13 protein-coding genes, 1 other RNA gene and 1 pseudogene are annotated in these 15,192 nt (G+C 64.4%); 7 read left to right on the top strand and 8 right to left on the bottom strand.

Annotation, left to right across the window (positions count from 1 at the left end; translation table 11 throughout):
- Positions 1-13: 13 nt before the first annotated feature.
- On the bottom strand, positions 14-568 hold the full coding sequence (locus tag JQ573_RS14490) for a hypothetical protein (protein ID WP_212310498.1): 555 nt from the start codon (positions 566-568) through the stop codon (positions 14-16).
- Between the two features lie 139 nt (positions 569-707).
- Here JQ573_RS14490 and JQ573_RS14485 point away from each other — a divergent pair, with 139 nt between their 5' ends.
- The gene (locus JQ573_RS14485) at positions 708-2,000 is read left to right on the top strand and encodes an MFS transporter (protein ID WP_212310497.1); all 1,293 of its coding nucleotides are present in this window, start codon (positions 708-710) and stop codon (positions 1,998-2,000) included.
- Positions 2,001-2,004: 4 nt separating this feature from the next.
- Here JQ573_RS14485 and JQ573_RS14480 read toward each other — a convergent pair whose 3' ends face one another.
- Positions 2,005-2,616, bottom strand: a complete 612-nt coding sequence (locus tag JQ573_RS14480) for a TetR/AcrR family transcriptional regulator (protein ID WP_212310496.1) — start codon at positions 2,614-2,616, stop codon at positions 2,005-2,007.
- A gap of 170 nt (positions 2,617-2,786) precedes the next feature.
- Here JQ573_RS14480 and JQ573_RS14475 point away from each other — a divergent pair, with 170 nt between their 5' ends.
- Complete coding sequence (locus JQ573_RS14475; protein ID WP_212310495.1) at positions 2,787-4,019, top strand: cytochrome P450; 1,233 nt, start codon at positions 2,787-2,789, stop codon at positions 4,017-4,019.
- A gap of 211 nt (positions 4,020-4,230) precedes the next feature.
- Complete coding sequence (locus JQ573_RS14470) at positions 4,231-7,953, top strand: AsmA family protein (RefSeq protein WP_212310494.1); 3,723 nt, start codon at positions 4,231-4,233, stop codon at positions 7,951-7,953.
- A 69-nt stretch (positions 7,954-8,022) separates the two neighbouring features.
- Here the strand turns inward: JQ573_RS14470 and JQ573_RS14465 are convergent, their stop codons facing one another.
- The 6 genes from JQ573_RS14465 to ssrA all read right to left on the bottom strand — a co-directional run bounded on the left by JQ573_RS14465 (position 8,023) and on the right by ssrA (position 11,791).
- Positions 8,023-8,376 (bottom strand): VOC family protein, encoded by a 354-nt coding sequence (locus tag JQ573_RS14465; RefSeq protein WP_212310493.1) that lies wholly within the window; start codon positions 8,374-8,376, stop codon positions 8,023-8,025.
- A gap of 55 nt (positions 8,377-8,431) precedes the next feature.
- The gene (locus tag JQ573_RS14460) at positions 8,432-8,707 is read right to left on the bottom strand and encodes a ribbon-helix-helix domain-containing protein (RefSeq protein WP_066499077.1); all 276 of its coding nucleotides are present in this window, start codon (positions 8,705-8,707) and stop codon (positions 8,432-8,434) included.
- Positions 8,704-8,892: a DUF4169 family protein gene (locus tag JQ573_RS14455; RefSeq protein WP_097674527.1), complete on the bottom strand. Its 189-nt coding sequence runs from the start codon at positions 8,890-8,892 to the stop codon at positions 8,704-8,706. Before JQ573_RS14455 ends, JQ573_RS14460 begins: the two co-directional genes overlap by 4 nt.
- 275 nt (positions 8,893-9,167) lie before the next feature.
- A complete protein-coding gene (gene fumC, locus JQ573_RS14450) occupies positions 9,168-10,583 on the bottom strand; it encodes a class II fumarate hydratase (RefSeq protein ID WP_249131695.1) in 1,416 nt (471 codons plus the stop codon).
- Positions 10,584-10,760: 177 nt separating this feature from the next.
- Entirely contained in the window at positions 10,761-11,282 is a 522-nt protein-coding gene (locus JQ573_RS14445; RefSeq protein ID WP_173637958.1) for an SspB family protein, read from the bottom strand.
- A 143-nt stretch (positions 11,283-11,425) separates the two neighbouring features.
- Positions 11,426-11,791: a transfer-messenger RNA gene (ssrA, locus tag JQ573_RS14440) on the bottom strand.
- A gap of 100 nt (positions 11,792-11,891) precedes the next feature.
- Here ssrA and JQ573_RS14435 point away from each other — a divergent pair.
- The 4 genes and pseudogenes from JQ573_RS14435 to JQ573_RS14420 all read left to right on the top strand — a co-directional run bounded on the left by JQ573_RS14435 (position 11,892) and on the right by JQ573_RS14420 (position 15,152).
- On the top strand, positions 11,892-12,503 hold the full coding sequence (locus JQ573_RS14435; protein WP_212310491.1) for a chromate transporter: 612 nt from the start codon (positions 11,892-11,894) through the stop codon (positions 12,501-12,503).
- Positions 12,500-13,033 (top strand): chromate transporter, encoded by a 534-nt coding sequence (locus JQ573_RS14430; RefSeq protein ID WP_212310490.1) that lies wholly within the window; start codon positions 12,500-12,502, stop codon positions 13,031-13,033. Before JQ573_RS14435 ends, JQ573_RS14430 begins: the two co-directional genes overlap by 4 nt.
- A gap of 144 nt (positions 13,034-13,177) precedes the next feature.
- Positions 13,178-13,627, top strand: a pseudogene (locus JQ573_RS14425) (tripartite tricarboxylate transporter TctB family protein); the annotation flags it as partial.
- Positions 13,628-13,637: 10 nt separating this feature from the next.
- Positions 13,638-15,152, top strand: a complete 1,515-nt coding sequence (locus JQ573_RS14420) for a tripartite tricarboxylate transporter permease (RefSeq protein ID WP_212310489.1) — start codon at positions 13,638-13,640, stop codon at positions 15,150-15,152.
- The last annotated feature ends 40 nt before the right edge of the window (positions 15,153-15,192 follow it).

The following is a 15,192-nucleotide window of genomic DNA, read 5'->3' as shown; positions in this document are numbered from 1 at the left end:
CGCCGGCGTCGCGCTACTTCTTGCGCTTGCCGGCCTTGGGACGGTGGGCGCCGATCGTCGGGACCGAGATCGTGAGAAACCCCTTGCTGGAGAAGCTCAGGGCGCGATCGCCGCTTGTGATCTGCACGATTCCTTTCGGGTGCTCCCCGGGATGCCAGGTGAAGAACACCGGCATCGCCCTGCCGCTTTCGAGATTGGCCTGCAGCGACGCGATGATCTGATCGTGCCCGTTCTTCCGCGAGGCCTTGCCGTCAATCGATGAACCCGTCCGCTTCAGCAGCTTCAGATACTTGAAAAATCCCTGACGATCGGCTTCGCCGACCGGCGCAATGTTGAGAAGTCCAAAGGACATCTGCAGCGTGTGCTGCGACGAGAATACCTTGAACTCCTTTTGAAACTGGACCATCTCGTCCAGCGCTTCGCCAATGAACCGGGAGTTCAACTGCTCCTGAACGTGCGGAACGTAGCCGTCTGCAACCAATCCACCCATAGTATTCCTCCTGAGTATTCCTTCTGAAAAGAAGATGATAACCCGCTTCGCGGTCTCCGGCCAGACGCGAAGTGACAATCCGATGATCCTACAATCATCGGTAGGTACATTTGTCTATGAATTGCTTCACAGATTTGGCCGTGCATTATGCAAGAGAACGTGTTTCCCCTCTTGCTCGGTCGCACCCGTCCGGTTGCGCCCTTACGATGGTCATGCCATGCGGCTTCCCTTCTTCTACGGCTGGGTCATCGTCGCGGTGACCTTCGTCACCATGGCGATCGGCGTCAACGCGCGGACGGCATTCTCGCTGTTCTATCCGCCGATCATCTCCGAATTCGGCTGGGAGCGTGGCGTTACCGCCGGCGCATTCTCGTTCGGCTTTGTCGCTTCCGCGGTCGCGAGCCCGCTGATCGGGCGGCTGATGGACCGCAGCGGTCCGCGCGCCGTGATGGAGCTTGGTGTGCTCTTGATGGGCTCCGGCCTGCTGCTGGCGCCGCTGACCACGCAACCCTGGCATCTCTATCTCACCATCGGCGTGCTGGTTGGTTCCGGCAGCGTCTGCCTCGGCTATTCCGGCCAATCGCTGTTCGTGCCGAACTGGTTCATCCGCCGCCGTGGCCTCGCAATCGGGCTCGCCTTCGCCGGTGTCGGCATCGGCTCGGTGACGCTGCTGCCATGGGTGCAGCACATGATCGAGCACACCGGCTGGCGCACCGCCTGCACCGCGATGGGGATCGTGGTGCTGGTCGTGCTCGCGCCGATCAACCTGTTGCTGCACAAGAAGCCGGAGGAGATCGGCCTGCAGCCGGACGGCGATGCGGCGCCGACGGCGACGTCGGCCAGGCCGGCATCGAACATCGTCGATCCGGTATGGGCCGGCACCGACTGGACGCTGTCGCGTGCGCTGCGCACTGCGCGGTTCTGGTGGATCGCGACCGGCTATTTCTGCGGCCTGTACATCTGGTATGCGGTGCAGGTGCACCAGACCAAATTCCTGCTCGACATCGGCTTCAGCTCCAATGTCGGCGTCTGGGCGCTGGGCGTCGTCAGCCTGCTCGGCATCCCCGGCCAGATCTGGCTCGGGCATCTCTCCGATCGCATCGGCCGCGAATGGGTGTGGGCGATCTCGTGCTTGGGCTTCGTGATCTGCTTTGCCGCGCTTGCCGCCTTGAAATACTGGCCGAGCATGACGCTGATCTATCTCATGGTCTTCACCCAGGGCGCGCTCGGCTACGGCCTGACATCGGTGATGGGACCGGTGGTGCTCGAGATCTTCCAGGGCAAACAATACGGCAGCATCTTCGGCACCGTGATGCTGGCCGCGCTCGCCGGCGGAGCCGCCGGCCCCTGGATCACGGGCCAGCTCTACGATCTCTCGGGCAGCTATACCAGCGCGTTCCTGCTTGGCATTGCCGTCAGCCTCCTGTCGGCATTCGCGATCTGGCAGGCTTCGCCGCGCAAGGTCCGCGCCGTCGCCGGCCAGATGCACAAGGCCGCCAGCGCGGCCTGACACATCAGGCGGATGAAACGCCGATTGCCCGCTGCAGGTCGGTGATCGCGCGCAGGCAACTGTCGGCGGGTGTGGTCTCCGGATCGATCAGGCGGTGCAGGCGGAAACCATCTTCCAGCGCCAGCACGATCGCGCCGGTCCAGTCCGGATTAAGTCTGGCGTTCCTGCCGCTATTCTTCTGCGCGGTCTCGACGATGTCGGCGATCAGCTTGCGCCGCGCGCGGAGGCGCTTGGCGAGTTCGGGCCGGCGCTTCTCGGCGCGCGCCACGAACAGGATCATCTCCATATGCAGGAGAGGCGAGCGGCCGAGCGGATCCTGCCGGCTGCGGTCCAGGGTGCGCAATGCCTCCAGGAAGTTGGCCAAGTCCTTGTGCTTGGCAAGCAAATCGAGATTGCGCCGGATCGATTGCTCAACGTGATCCTCGAGCATTGCGAAGATCAGCTCGTCCTTGCTCTTGAAGTTCGAATAGAAGGCGCCGCGGGTGAAACCGGCCGCAGCCGCGATCGCCTCGATGCTGGCGCCGCCGATTCCCTGTTCCTCGAACACCCGCGCCGCCGCCTCGAACAGCTTCTCGCAGGTGTCGTCCCGTGTCGGTCTGGTTCGAACCCTTGACATCGGCGCAGTTTAGGGCACAATGCAACTCGATACAAGAGTGTATCGAGTTGCATTTGCTAGATCCAGAGTGCTAAAATCAGAATGGTCGCACCCGTGTTGGTGCGGTCTTGAGGATGACACCAGGGCGCGCCAGAGTGCAGGCACCGGCGCAGCGAACGAACGAGGTCACCATGAACGAGCAAGTTCAGCCGGCCAGCGGCGAGCCGCTTTTCAATCCACTGGCACCCGAATTCATTCGCAATCCCTATCCCTATTACGAGCGGCTGCGCCGCCTCGATCCGATGCATGTCAATGCCCACGGCGCCTTCGTCGCCAGCCGGCATGCCGAGGCCAGCCTCGTGCTGCGCGACAAGCGGTTCGGCAAGGACTATGTCGAACGCACGATCCGCCGTTACGGCCCCAAGATCATGGAGGAGCCGGTCATCCGCAGCATGAGCCATTGGATGCTGCAGCAGGATCCGCCCGACCACACCCGTTTGCGCGGTCTCGTCGTCAAGGCGTTCACCGCGCGCCGGGTCGAGGACATGCGCCCGCGCATCCAGCACATCGTCGACGAGACGCTCGACCGCATCGTTCCGCAGGGACGGATGGACCTGATCGAGGATTTCGCGTTCCGCCTGCCGGTGACGATCATCTGCGACATGCTCGGCATCCCCGAGGAGCATCGCGATGCCTTCTACAACGGCTCGCGTGACGGCGGACGCCTGCTCGAGCCGGTGCCGCTGTCGGCGGAGGAGATCAAGCAGGGCAACGCCGGCAACGCGATGGCCGCGATGTATTTCCACCAGCTGTTCGAGCTGCGCCGCAAGCAGCCCGGCGACGACCTCACCACGCAACTGGTGCAGGCCGAGGAGAACGGCCAGAAGCTGACCAACGAGGAGCTCACTGCCAACATCATCCTGCTGTTCGGCGCCGGCCATGAGACGACCGTGAACCTGATCGGCAACGGCCTGCTGGCGCTATACCGCAACCCGGACCAGCTCGCGCTGCTGAAGGCCAATCCCGGGCTGATCACCAATGCGATCGAGGAATTCCTGCGCTACGATTCCTCGGTGCAGCTGACCGGCCGCGTCGCGCTGGAAGATATCGAGGATCTCGGCGGCAAGCGCATCCCGAAGGGCGAGAGCGTGCTCTGCCTGCTGGGCTCGGCCAACCACGACGAGGCGGTTTATCCCGACCACCCCGAAAAGCTCGACATCCAGCGGCCGAATGTGAAGCCGCTGTCGTTCGGCGGCGGCATCCATTTCTGCCTCGGTGCCCAGTTGGCGCGGATCGAGGCCGAGGTCGCGATCTCGACGCTGCTGCGCCGGATCCCCGACCTGCGGCTCGATGACGCGGAAAATCCGGAGTGGCGGCCGACCTTCGTGCTGCGCGGGCTGAAGCGGCTCCCCGCGAGCTGGTGACATTCCGGACGTGCGGCAGGGCAGTAACCCTGCCGCGACGGCCCGTGTGCACGCACGCTTGAGCGGAAAACGGTCATCCGCCTGACGCCGCAGCGGTAATGCCGCTGTGACTTCGCCATACTTGTCTCTATATTTGGGTTGCTCCGGCCAAGGGTTGGCAAAGGGTTCAGCATAAGGAGGCTGCCGCGGAGCGGGCTCAAAGGGAGACACCGTGCAGACGACGCTGCTCGGCCTGGCAATCGCCTTCATTCTTGCGCTGGTGGCCGCGCTGGTCGGTCCGTATTTCGTTGACTGGAACCAGTTCAGGCCGCAGTTCGAGACGGAGGCGTCCAAGATCATCGGCATGCCGGTTCGTGTTGCCGGCAATCTCGACGCGCGTCTGCTGCCCGCGCCCTCGCTGCGGTTGAAAAACGTCACCGTCGGCGGCGCCAACGACCGTGGCAAGGTCCGCGCCGCCAATCTCGACGTCGAGCTCAGCCTGAGCTCGCTGATGCGCGGCGAGTGGCGCGCCAACGAACTCACTATCAACGGCATGTCGCTCGATCTCGGGCTCGATCCGAAAGGGCGGATCGACTGGTCGCCGTCGAGCGGCAGCTTCAACCTGGCTTCGCTGGCGATCGACCGCCTCAATCTGACCGGCCGCATCGCACTGCACGATGCCGCAAGCAGCAGCACGCTCGAGCTGAACGACATAGCCTTCAGCGGCGATGTTCGCTCGCTTGCCGGCGCAGTCCGCGGCGACGGCAATTTCATGTTCGACGGCAACCGCTACCCGTTTCGGATCTCGTCCGGGCAAAGCGCAGATGGCAGCGGCACCCGCCTGCACTTCAACATCGATCCCGGGCAGCGGCCGGTGTCGGCCGATCTCGACGGCATCCTGACCTTCGAGGCCCGCGCGCCGCGGTTCGAGGGCACCGTGACGCTGGCGGGCACACCTGGCCAGCGCGGCGGCAGCGACATGCCGCCATGGCGGATCGCGGCCAGGATCAAATCGGACTATTCGGCGGCGCGTCTCGACCAGGTCGAGGTGAGCTATGGCGGCGAGGACCGCGCGCTGAGGCTCGCAGGAAATGGCGATCTCCGGTTCGGCGCGTCGCCGCTGCTGCGCGCCTCGCTTTCGGCACGACAGCTCGATGGCGACAAGTTCGCCGCCAAAGATAGCGCCAAGGACGCCAACAACGGCAATGTCGAGCCGGTGCGCGTGCTGCCGGCGATGCGCGCGGTGTTGTCGGGTCTTCCGCAAAGCCCGATCCCGGCGCAGGTCGAGCTCACGTCCGAGCAGATCATGCTCGGCGGCCGCCCGTTGCAGGACATCTCGGCAGAGCTGCAATCGGATGCGAAATCATGGACCGTGCGCCGGCTGGAGTTTCGCGCGCCGGGATCGACGCGGGTCTCGATGAGCGGCGCCAGCGCGCAGGCCGGGGCCTCGAACACCTTCAAGACCGCGCTCAACATCGAATCGTCCGACCCCGATACGCTGATGAGCTGGCTGCAGGGGCGCGGCGACATCGCCTATCGCAGCCAGAAGCCGCTGCGGTTGCGCGGCGACGTCACGGTGTCGCCATCAGGCTTTTCGATCGACGCGATGAAGGCGGAGATCGAGGGCAGCGCGGTCGAGGGCCGCGTCGCGGTCGCGCATCGCGAGGCGACGAGCGGCTCGAAGGTCGAGGCGCAGTTGAAGGCGGAGCGGCTCGATCTCGATGCGACCACGGCCTTCATCCGCTCGCTGGCCGGCCCGCAAGCCGAATGGCCGGACGAGGCGCAGCTGTCGCTCGATGTCGGGCGTGCGATCTCCTCGGGGCAGGAATTGCGGCCGCTGCTGGCGAAGATCGCCTACAGCCCGAAGAACATCGTGCTCGAGCGCGTCAAGATCGGTCAGCCCGACAATGTCACGCTGGATGGCAGCGGCAATTTCGATCGTGTCAATTCGACCGGCAAGCTCGCGGTCGATGCGGCCGCCGCGTCGTTTGGCCGGCTGACGGCCGTGGTTCAGCCGTTCGCACCGGCGCTTGCCGCGCGGCTCGGCGTGCTCCGCGCGGATGCCGGTCCGGTCCGTGCCAGGCTCGCGCTCGACCTCGGCAAAGGCAAGGTCGCCGATCGCGTCAGCGCGCGCGCGACGGTCGATCTCGACACGCCGCAACTCAAGGGCAATACGGTGATCTCGGCGACGCCGCCGGTGGCTGCGATCCGTGCGCTGGATTTCGACGCACTTCGCAACAGCGACGTCACGGCCGAAGCGAAATTCTCCGCCAGCGAGGGCAATGCGCTGCTGGCGCTGCTTGGGCTTGACCGTGCGGTCGCAGCCGGTGCGGGCCCGACGCAATTCGAGGGCAACGTGAGCGGTGCGTGGCAGGCGCCGTTGCGGCTCAAGGCGAGGCTCTGGGGCGCCGGGCTCGATGCGGATGCGGAAGGGACCGCGGAGCCGTGGTCCAAGAACGGGGCCGGGGAGAGCAAATCGAACATCAGCCTCCGTGTCCGCAGCGCCGACATCAGTCCGCTGCTCAATCTGAAATCATCCGATCCAGCGGCAAACATCCGCTTGTCGTCGCGGCTCACGCTTGCGGGTGACAGGCTGACCTTCGACGATCTCGACAGCATCGTCGCCGGTTCGCGGCTGCGCGGCCGGCTGGCGCTGACGCTCGCCGATCAGAAGAGCATCGACGGCGAAGTCGGCCTCGATCAGATCGCGCTGGCGCCGATTTTCGCAGCGGCGATCGGCGCGGCCGGTCACGATGCGACGGAGCCGCTCGGCCAGGGGCTGACAAGCGCCTGGCGTGGCAAGGTCACGTTCGAAGCGCTGCACGGTCTGCTGCCGGGCGGCGCCGAGCTGCAGCCGGTCCGCGGCACCATCAGGTCGGATGGGCAGTCGCTGACCTTCGACGGCGTCAAGGGCAAGATCGGCGGCGGCGAGGTGACCGCCTCCATCGATGCGCGGCAGGGCGTCAATGGACTCGCCTTAAATGCAAATGTGCAGCTTGCGGGCGTCGACGGCGCGGCCTTGCGCTACCGCAGTCTCGCGATGCCCAAGGCACGCACTTCGATGCAGATGACGTTGTTGACGCAGGGGCGCAGCGCCTCGGCGCTGATCGGTGCACTGTCCGGCAGCGGCGCCGTGACGCTCGAGGGGCTGAACCTTCCGGGGCTCGATCCGCGCGCGTTCGACGTTGCGATCCGCGCCAGCGATTCCGGGCAGGCGACCGACGACACGCGACTGAAGCAGATCGTCGAACCGGCGCTCGCCGCCGGCGGGCTGGCGGTCGCTTCGGCGCAAATCCCCTTCAACATCCGTGACGGCCGCGTCCGGTTCGGCACCACCACGCTTGCGGCAAGCGGTGCCAACGTCATCGTGTCCGGCGGCTATGACATTCCGGCCGACCAGGCCGACATCCGCGCCGCGCTGACATCGACGCAGATCGGCACCGCCACCAGCCGCCCGGAAATCCAGCTGCTGGCGGTGGGCACACCCGACGGATTGTCGCGCAGCATCGACATTGCGGCGTTGTCGTCGTGGCTGGCGGTGCGCGCGATCGACCGGGAGACCAAGCGGCTCGACGCGATCGAGCGCGGCGAACCGGTGCCGCCGCCGACCCCGGCGGCCCTTCCGCCGCCTGCGGGACCGGCGCCTGATGCGCCCGGCGAAAGTTCGCCGGGGGCGCCTTCTGCCAATCTGCCGGTGCCCGGCCCTGATCCGCGCCGCGTGCCGGCGAAGCCGAAGATCGTTGCGCCACGGCCGCCGATCATCCCGCCTGCTGCCACAGCACCTGCCGCTGTGCCGCCTGCGCCGGTTGCGAGCCAGCCGCAGCTGGCGCCGCTGCCGCCGCCGATCGAGGTCAAGCCGGTGCCCGGCGCGGCCAGGTCGAGGCCGCTGCGGCCGCCGCTGTCGCTGACGCCGCAGGTCGCCAATCCGCCGCCGCGGCCGGCGGTGCAGAACTAGGAAGCGCCTTCAGACGAAGTAGGTCACCGGTTCGCGTGATGAAAACCCGTCGGAACGGGAATCCAGCGCTTACGAGCGGTGCTGGAGAATATTGATCAGCCGGCCGAACGGATCTCGGACGAAGAAGCGCCGCACGCCCCATGGCTCGTTCGCCGGTCCGTATTCGATCGCGATGCCGGCGGCCCTCATACGGTGCAGCGCTTCGTCGAGGTCGTCGACCTCGATCGAGAGATCGGGCACCGGCGTGCCGGAGCCGCCTTCGGAAGCGAAGCTGATTTGAACCTGCATCGTTTCGGATGAACCGTAAGTCGCAATCCAACCGAAATCCATCAGCGGCTGGAGGCCGAGGATGTCGCGATAGAACGACTTCGCTGCCGCTACATCTGATGCGGCAACGTTCGCGACGATGCGATTGACCTTCATGCTGAAGTCCGCGTGGCGGAACGACCGTCTGCCGAAGCGACGGTCGGCAAGGCAATCAGGCTTGCTGGCGCGTGTCGACCTGTTGCGGCCTGACATCCGCCGGCACCGCGGGGGTGGCGCGCGAGCGGAAATAGTCGAGCACGAAAAGCCGGATCGCCGAGGACAGATTGCCCTGCTGACGATTGCTGTCGATCTCGCCGACCAATTCCGACAGCGTCATGTTCCGCAGACCGGAAATCTCCTTCATGCCGTTCCAGAAGGCTTCTTCGAGGCTGACGCTGGTCTTGTGACCGGCGACGACGATCGACCGCTTGACGACGGGAGACTTCATGATGCGTCACCACTTTCGATGCGGTGCTGATCGAGCACGCGCTCACTGCGCTCGCCGAGAAATTCGTCACGCGCTCGTTCGGATTTGGTGCGACCGAATAGCGCACGATTGGCTTCGGCCTGCTTTGCTGCTTGTTCGCGCTCACCGCGCTTCTTGAATCGTTTCAGGTTGACCACGTCGCCCATGCTCGTCGTCCTCATCGTCCCCAGAGCGGAATTGGTGATGCATCGTGACGAAAGCAAGAGCGATCGCGCTAAGCGCCCGGCTCGATATCCATCCCGAATCCCCATTTGATGCTTGTGATAGCATCAAAGAATCCGTTTCGCTCTGCGAAAACTAGACGTCTGTACCATGCGCCAGCGCAGAGCTGATAGGCAAACAGCCTTAGCCTTTAGGCGTTATGATCCATAATTATATCACGCGCGCTGACCGTAATTATCCGGACATTGCGCGCTTCGCTTCAGCCAGGGTGTGTCATTTTGTCCGGCTGCACGAGGCGATCAAATTCGTCGGCAGTTACGAATCCTAGCCGCAAAGCCTCTTCCTTCAACGTCGTTCCGTGCGCGTGCGCCGACTTCGCGACCTTGGCTGCGTTGTCGTAACCGATCTTCGGCGCGAGCGCCGTCACCAGCATCAGCGAGCGCTGCATCAGCTCGTTGATGCGCTTTTCGTCGGCGCGTATTCCGACAACGCAATGCTCAGTAAATGAGCGGACAACGTCAGACAGCAACTGAATGGAATTTATCATACAATATGCCAACACGGGCTTGTACACGTTGAGCTCGAAATGGCCCTGGCTGCCGGCGACGGTGATCGTGGTCTGATTGCCGAACACCTGGCAACAGACCATGGTCATGGCCTCGCACTGGGTCGGGTTGACCTTGCCCGGCATGATCGACGAGCCCGGCTCGTTCTCGGGCAGGATCAACTCGCCGAGGCCTGAGCGCGGGCCCGAGCCGAGGAAGCGGATGTCGTTGGCGATCTTGAACAGGCCGGTCGCCACCGAATTGATCGCGCCGTGCACAAGCACATAGGCGTCGTTGGACGCGAGTGCCTCGAACTTGTTTGCCGCGCTGGTGAACGGGAGCCTGGTGATCTCGGCGACATGCCTGGCGAAAGCGTTGGCGAATTCCGGCTTCGAGTTGAGGCCGGTGCCAACAGCAGTGCCGCCTTGCGCCAGCGGAAACAGCTCCTTCACCGCGGTGCGCAGCCGCGCGATGCCGCTCTCGACCTGCGCGGCGTAGCCGGAGAATTCCTGGCCGAGCGTCAACGGTGTCGCGTCCTGGGTATGCGTGCGGCCGATCTTCACGATCTTGGCAAACGCTTCCTGCTTCTGGTGCAACGCCTGATGCAGCTCGGTAAGGGCAGGGATCAGGTCGGCGATGATGCGGCCCGCCGCAGCGATATGCATCGCGGTCGGGAACGAGTCGTTCGACGACTGGCTCATGTTGACGTGATCGTTCGGATGGATCGGCTGCTTGGCGCCGAGCTCGCCGCCGAGCATCTGGTTGGCGCGGTTTGCGATCACCTCGTTGACGTTCATGTTGGTTTGCGTGCCCGAGCCGGTCTGCCAGACTACCAGCGGAAAATGATCGTCGAGCTTGCCTTCGATCACTTCCCTGGCGGCGCTGATGATGGCGTCGGCGCGGCGTGCATCGAGCTGGCCGAGTTCGCGATTGGTTTCGGCTGCCGCGAGCTTGACGATGGCGAGTGCATGGATGATCGCGATCGGCATCCGGTCGTGGCCGATCTTGAAATTCTGCCGCGAGCGCTCGGTCTGCGCGCCCCAGTAGCGATCGGCGGCGACGTCGATCGGACCGAAGCTGTCGGTCTCGCTACGGGTGGCGGCGTTGGATGGTGTCGTCGATTGAGCCATGGATGCTCTCCGTTGCGTCATCAGAACGTGATCCGGCGGTGCGCCAGGTTTTCGCCGCGGGAACGCGACAGCGTCCGCGCGGAAGCACGTTCAATGCAGAAGATAGTCCGGTATGACGATCTGTCATCCCGGCCCTCGAATGCATCCTACAAGGTCGAGGATCGATCGGTGTTTAGATTATTTCTTGCGGAAGCGGTCCAGCCGCACGACCTCGGCGCCCTCGCTGGGCTTCGCGGGCTCCTGCTCGGTCTCGGCCGTCTCGGTCTCGACTGCCGCCCGGGCGGCCGGTGCGGGAAGGGGAGAGGCCGGTGCCGTCGCGGGCGGGGCCTCCTCCGACAATGCCTCCGAGACATCGAACCGCAGATCGAACGGTGCGGACGGATCGAGGAAGCGCGTCACCGCGGCGAACGGCACGTTCAGCCGCTCGGGAATCCCGCCGAACGACAGGCCGACCTCGAACCGGTCCTCGGTCACCACCAGATCCCAGAACTGGTGCTGCAGGATGATGGTCATCTCCTCCGGATACTGCGCGAGCAGCCGCGGCGACAGTTTCACTCCGTCACCGTGCGAGAGGAAGGTGATGTAGAAATGGTGTTCACCTGGCAGGCCATGTTCGGCGGCGTCGGACAAGACCCGGCGCAGCACCCCGCGCAGCGCGTCGCGCGCCAGCACGTCATATCGGATGTGATCGGTCGCCATCGTATTCCTGTCGCCTCGAAAATGCCGGCAAGGCACCGCCGGACCCGTCCGACTCGCCCTTTTGGCCATGCTACTCCGCCGGGACGTGGAAATCAGCAGGGCTGGCAGCTGAAAATGCGGGCGGACGCCCCATAGGGAAATAAAGTGGAGGCTTCTGTTGCCAGGTGCCTCCGAACCCCGCCTAACGGAGCTTAACCCGTTAGGACTTTAAGATGGTCTTTCAAACTGCGTTACGCAGCCTGAGCAACCGGAGCAAAGTTGTCGTTGGCAACTATTGCATTAGCCCGATAACGGCGGAACCATACCGAGAAAAAACACGCCCTTTACGCCCTCGTCGATCCTATTTCGCCCCCGCCAAAAGCCACCAAAGCCAGGGGCTCGGATGGGTTTTGGTGGAGGCGCCGGGTACCGCCCCCGGGTCCGAATGGTTTATTGCGACGGCCATTTATTTCCATAGCCGGCGAACCGGCACCCCCAATATAGGCGGCGCGAACGAAGAAAAATAGAGCCGATTCAGGCTTGTTCAGGTGTGAAACACGCCGATTTGGGGTGGCCGCCGTCCTGGTGCTGTGTCTTGGCACTGTCCTGGCGCCGTTCTAGATTTTGCCCATGCCCCCGGAATCCCCGCCGGCTGCCGCCCCGGCGCCGGATGCCTCCGCACCGTCTCCGCCCCTCCAGCCCGGCCTGCTCGAGCTGTTCCTGGCCTTTGCCAAGATGTCGCTGGCCGGCTTTGGCGGGGTCCTGGTCTGGGCCCGGCGGTCGATCGTCGAGCAGCACCGCTGGATGACGGCGGAGGAGTTCAACGAGACCTTCGCGCTGTGCCATTTCCTGCCAGGTCCGAACATCGTCAACCTGTCGGTCGTATTCGGCTCGCGCTTTCGCGGCATCGCCGGCGGGCTTGCGGCCTTCGCCGGGCTGGTCGGACCGCCGATGGTGATCGCGACCGTCCTTGCCGCACTCTATGCCCGCTACGGCGATATCGACATCCTGCGCCGGACACTCGCCGGCGTCGCCTGTGCCGCGGTCGGGCTGCTGTTCGCCGTTGTCCTCAAGATGATGATGCCGCTGTTGAAACGGCGCGATGTCACAGGCCTCGTCATTCTGTCCGCGGTTTTCGTCGCGATCGGTCTGATCCGATGGCCGCTCCAGATCGTGCTGCTGGTGGCGATCCCGCTCAGCATCGCAACGACGGTCCTGGCGCGACGCATGGTGAAGGCATGAATACGGAGTCCAGCCCGATCGCAGCGCTGGTCTGGACCTTCGGTCTGATGTCGCTGTTTGCTGTCGGCGGGGCCAACTCGGCGATCACCGAAATGCACCGCGCCGCCGTCGACGTGCATCACTGGCTGACCGACAAGCAGTTCGCCGACGTGTTCGCGATCTCGCAGCTCTCGCCGGGACCGAACGTGCTGATCGTGACGCTGATAGGCTATTCTGTCGCAGGCGTCGCCGGGGCATTGGCCGCGACGGTTGCGATGTGCGGACCGACCGCGTTGCTTGCCTATTATGTGAGCCGCTTCCTCGATCGCTCGCGCGACGCGCGTTGGCCGGCGATCATTCAGGCTGCATTGGTTCCGCTGTCGATCGGCTTGATGGCCGCCTCCGGCCTGATCGTGGCGCAGACATCAGACCAAAGTTGGATCGCGATCCTGATCACCATTGTCGCAGCTGCGCTTGCTTTTGCGACACGGATCAATCCCTTATGGATGTTGCTTGCCGGAGGTCTCTTGGGTTTTGCTGGCGTTGTCTGACGAAAATCGCTAGCAAGGCTTTCGGTCAACGCACCACAAGCCAAGCCATTCAATCACAACGGGCGGGACAGCCCTGACGGGGGAAGCGAAGTCATGAGCGATACGCCAAGCGAGGCGCCGGTCAAATCGATCTTGCCGAAATGGGTGCGCGGTCCGCAGGACTTTGTCGGCGGGCTTGTCATGATGGCGGTTGCCCTGTTTGCGTTGTGGGCTTCGAGCGATCTGCAGGGCATGCACGGATTCTCGTTTGGTGCCGGAACCGCGCCGCGCATGTTCGCCGTGCTGCTGCTGCTGCTCGGCGGCGCTGTCGCGCTGATGGGGATCCTGAGCGACGGCCCCCATATCGCGGCCTATTCATGGCGCGGGCCGCTGTTCGTATCGGCAGCGATCGTGTTCTTTGCGGTGTCGATCCGGCCGCTTGGGCTCGTCGTCACGGCATTTGCCAGCTTCATGATCGCGGCACTCGGCTCGGAGGAGACGAAGTGGCTGGAGGCGACCATCGTCGGTGCCTGTCTCACGCTGGGCTGCGCATTGTTGTTTCCTTACGTGCTGGGACTTCCGATGCCGATGTTCCCTCGTTTCCTGATTCAGTGAGGGCGGCGCAATGGAACTGTTCGCCAATCTCGCCCACGGTTTTGCCGTTGCGCTTTCGCCGATCAATCTTCTGATGTGCCTGATCGGCGCTCTGGTCGGTACGCTGGTCGGCGTGCTGCCGGGCATCGGCACCATCGCCACCGTCGCCATGCTGCTGCCGATCACCTTCGGCCTGCCGCCGGTCGGCGCGTTGATCATGCTCGCCGGCATCTATTACGGTGCGCAATATGGCGGCTCGACTACCTCGATCCTGGTCAATATTCCGGGCGAGGCGACTTCGGTGGTCACCGCGCTCGACGGCCACCAGATGGCAAGACAGGGCCGCGCCGGCCCGGCGCTCGCGATCGCCGCGATCGGCTCGTTCTTCGCCGGTTGCGTCGCGACCGTGCTGATCGCCGTGCTCGGCGCGCCGCTGACCAAGCTCGCGCTGGCGTTCGGCCCGGCCGAATATTTCTCGCTGATGGTGCTCGGCCTGATCTTCGCGGTGGTGCTCGCCAAGGGCTCGGTGCTGAAGGCGATCGCGATGATCGTGTTCGGCCTGCTGCTTTCGATGGTTGGCTCCGACATCGAGACCGGCGCCTCGCGCATGGCCTTCAACATCCCCGAGCTTGCCGACGGCCTCGGCTTCGCGACGGTGGCGATGGGCGTGTTCGGCTTCGCGGAGATCATCCGCAATCTCGACGCCGGCGCCGAGATGAGCCGCGATCTGGTGCAGCAGAAGATCACTGGTCTGATGCCGACCAGGAAGGACCTGATGGATTCCGCGCCGGCAATCGTGCGCGGTACCATCCTGGGCTCGATCCTTGGCATCCTGCCGGGCGGCGGCGCCGTGATCGCGTCGTTTGCCGCATATACGTTGGAGAAGAAGATTGCCAAGGATCCGTCGCGGTTCGGCCGCGGCGCGATCGAGGGCGTGGCGTCACCGGAAAGCGCCAACAACGCCGCGGCGCAGACCTCGTTCATCCCGTTGCTCACGCTCGGCATCCCGCCGAATGCGGTAATGGCGCTGATGGTCGGCGCGATGACCATTCATGGCATCGTGCCGGGTCCGCAGGTGATGGTGAAGCAGCCAGACCTGGTCTGGGGCATGATCGCCTCGATGTGGATCGGCAACCTGATGCTGATCATCATCAACCTGCCGCTGGTCGGCATCTGGGTCCGTCTGCTGCGCGTGCCGTACCGGCTGATGTTCCCCTCGATCGTGATCTTCTGCGCGATCGGCATCTACTCGGTGAACAACGCGCCGGTCGACGTCGTGCTCGCAGGCGCGTTCGGTCTGGTCGGCTACTGGCTGATCAAGCACGATTTCGAGCCGGCACCGCTGCTGCTCGGCATGGTGCTCGGCCCGCTGATGGAAGAGAATCTGCGCCGTGCGCTCCTGATCTCGCGCGGCGACTGGAGCGTATTCCTGTCGCGGCCGCTGTCGGCTGTGCTGCTGGCGATCGCGGCGGGACTCCTGGTGCTCGCCGTGCTGCCGACATTGCGTGCGAAGCGCGACGAAGTGTTCGTGGAGTCCGAGGGCTAGAGCATGATCCGGAAAAGTGCGAAGCGGTTTTCCGGATAGT

Origin of the sequence: Bradyrhizobium sp. AUGA SZCCT0105 (genome assembly GCF_018129565.1) — a bacterium.
In the GTDB taxonomy this organism is placed as follows: Bacteria; Pseudomonadota; Alphaproteobacteria; order Rhizobiales; family Xanthobacteraceae; genus Bradyrhizobium.
This window is presented reverse-complemented; position numbering and strand designations above follow the sequence as displayed.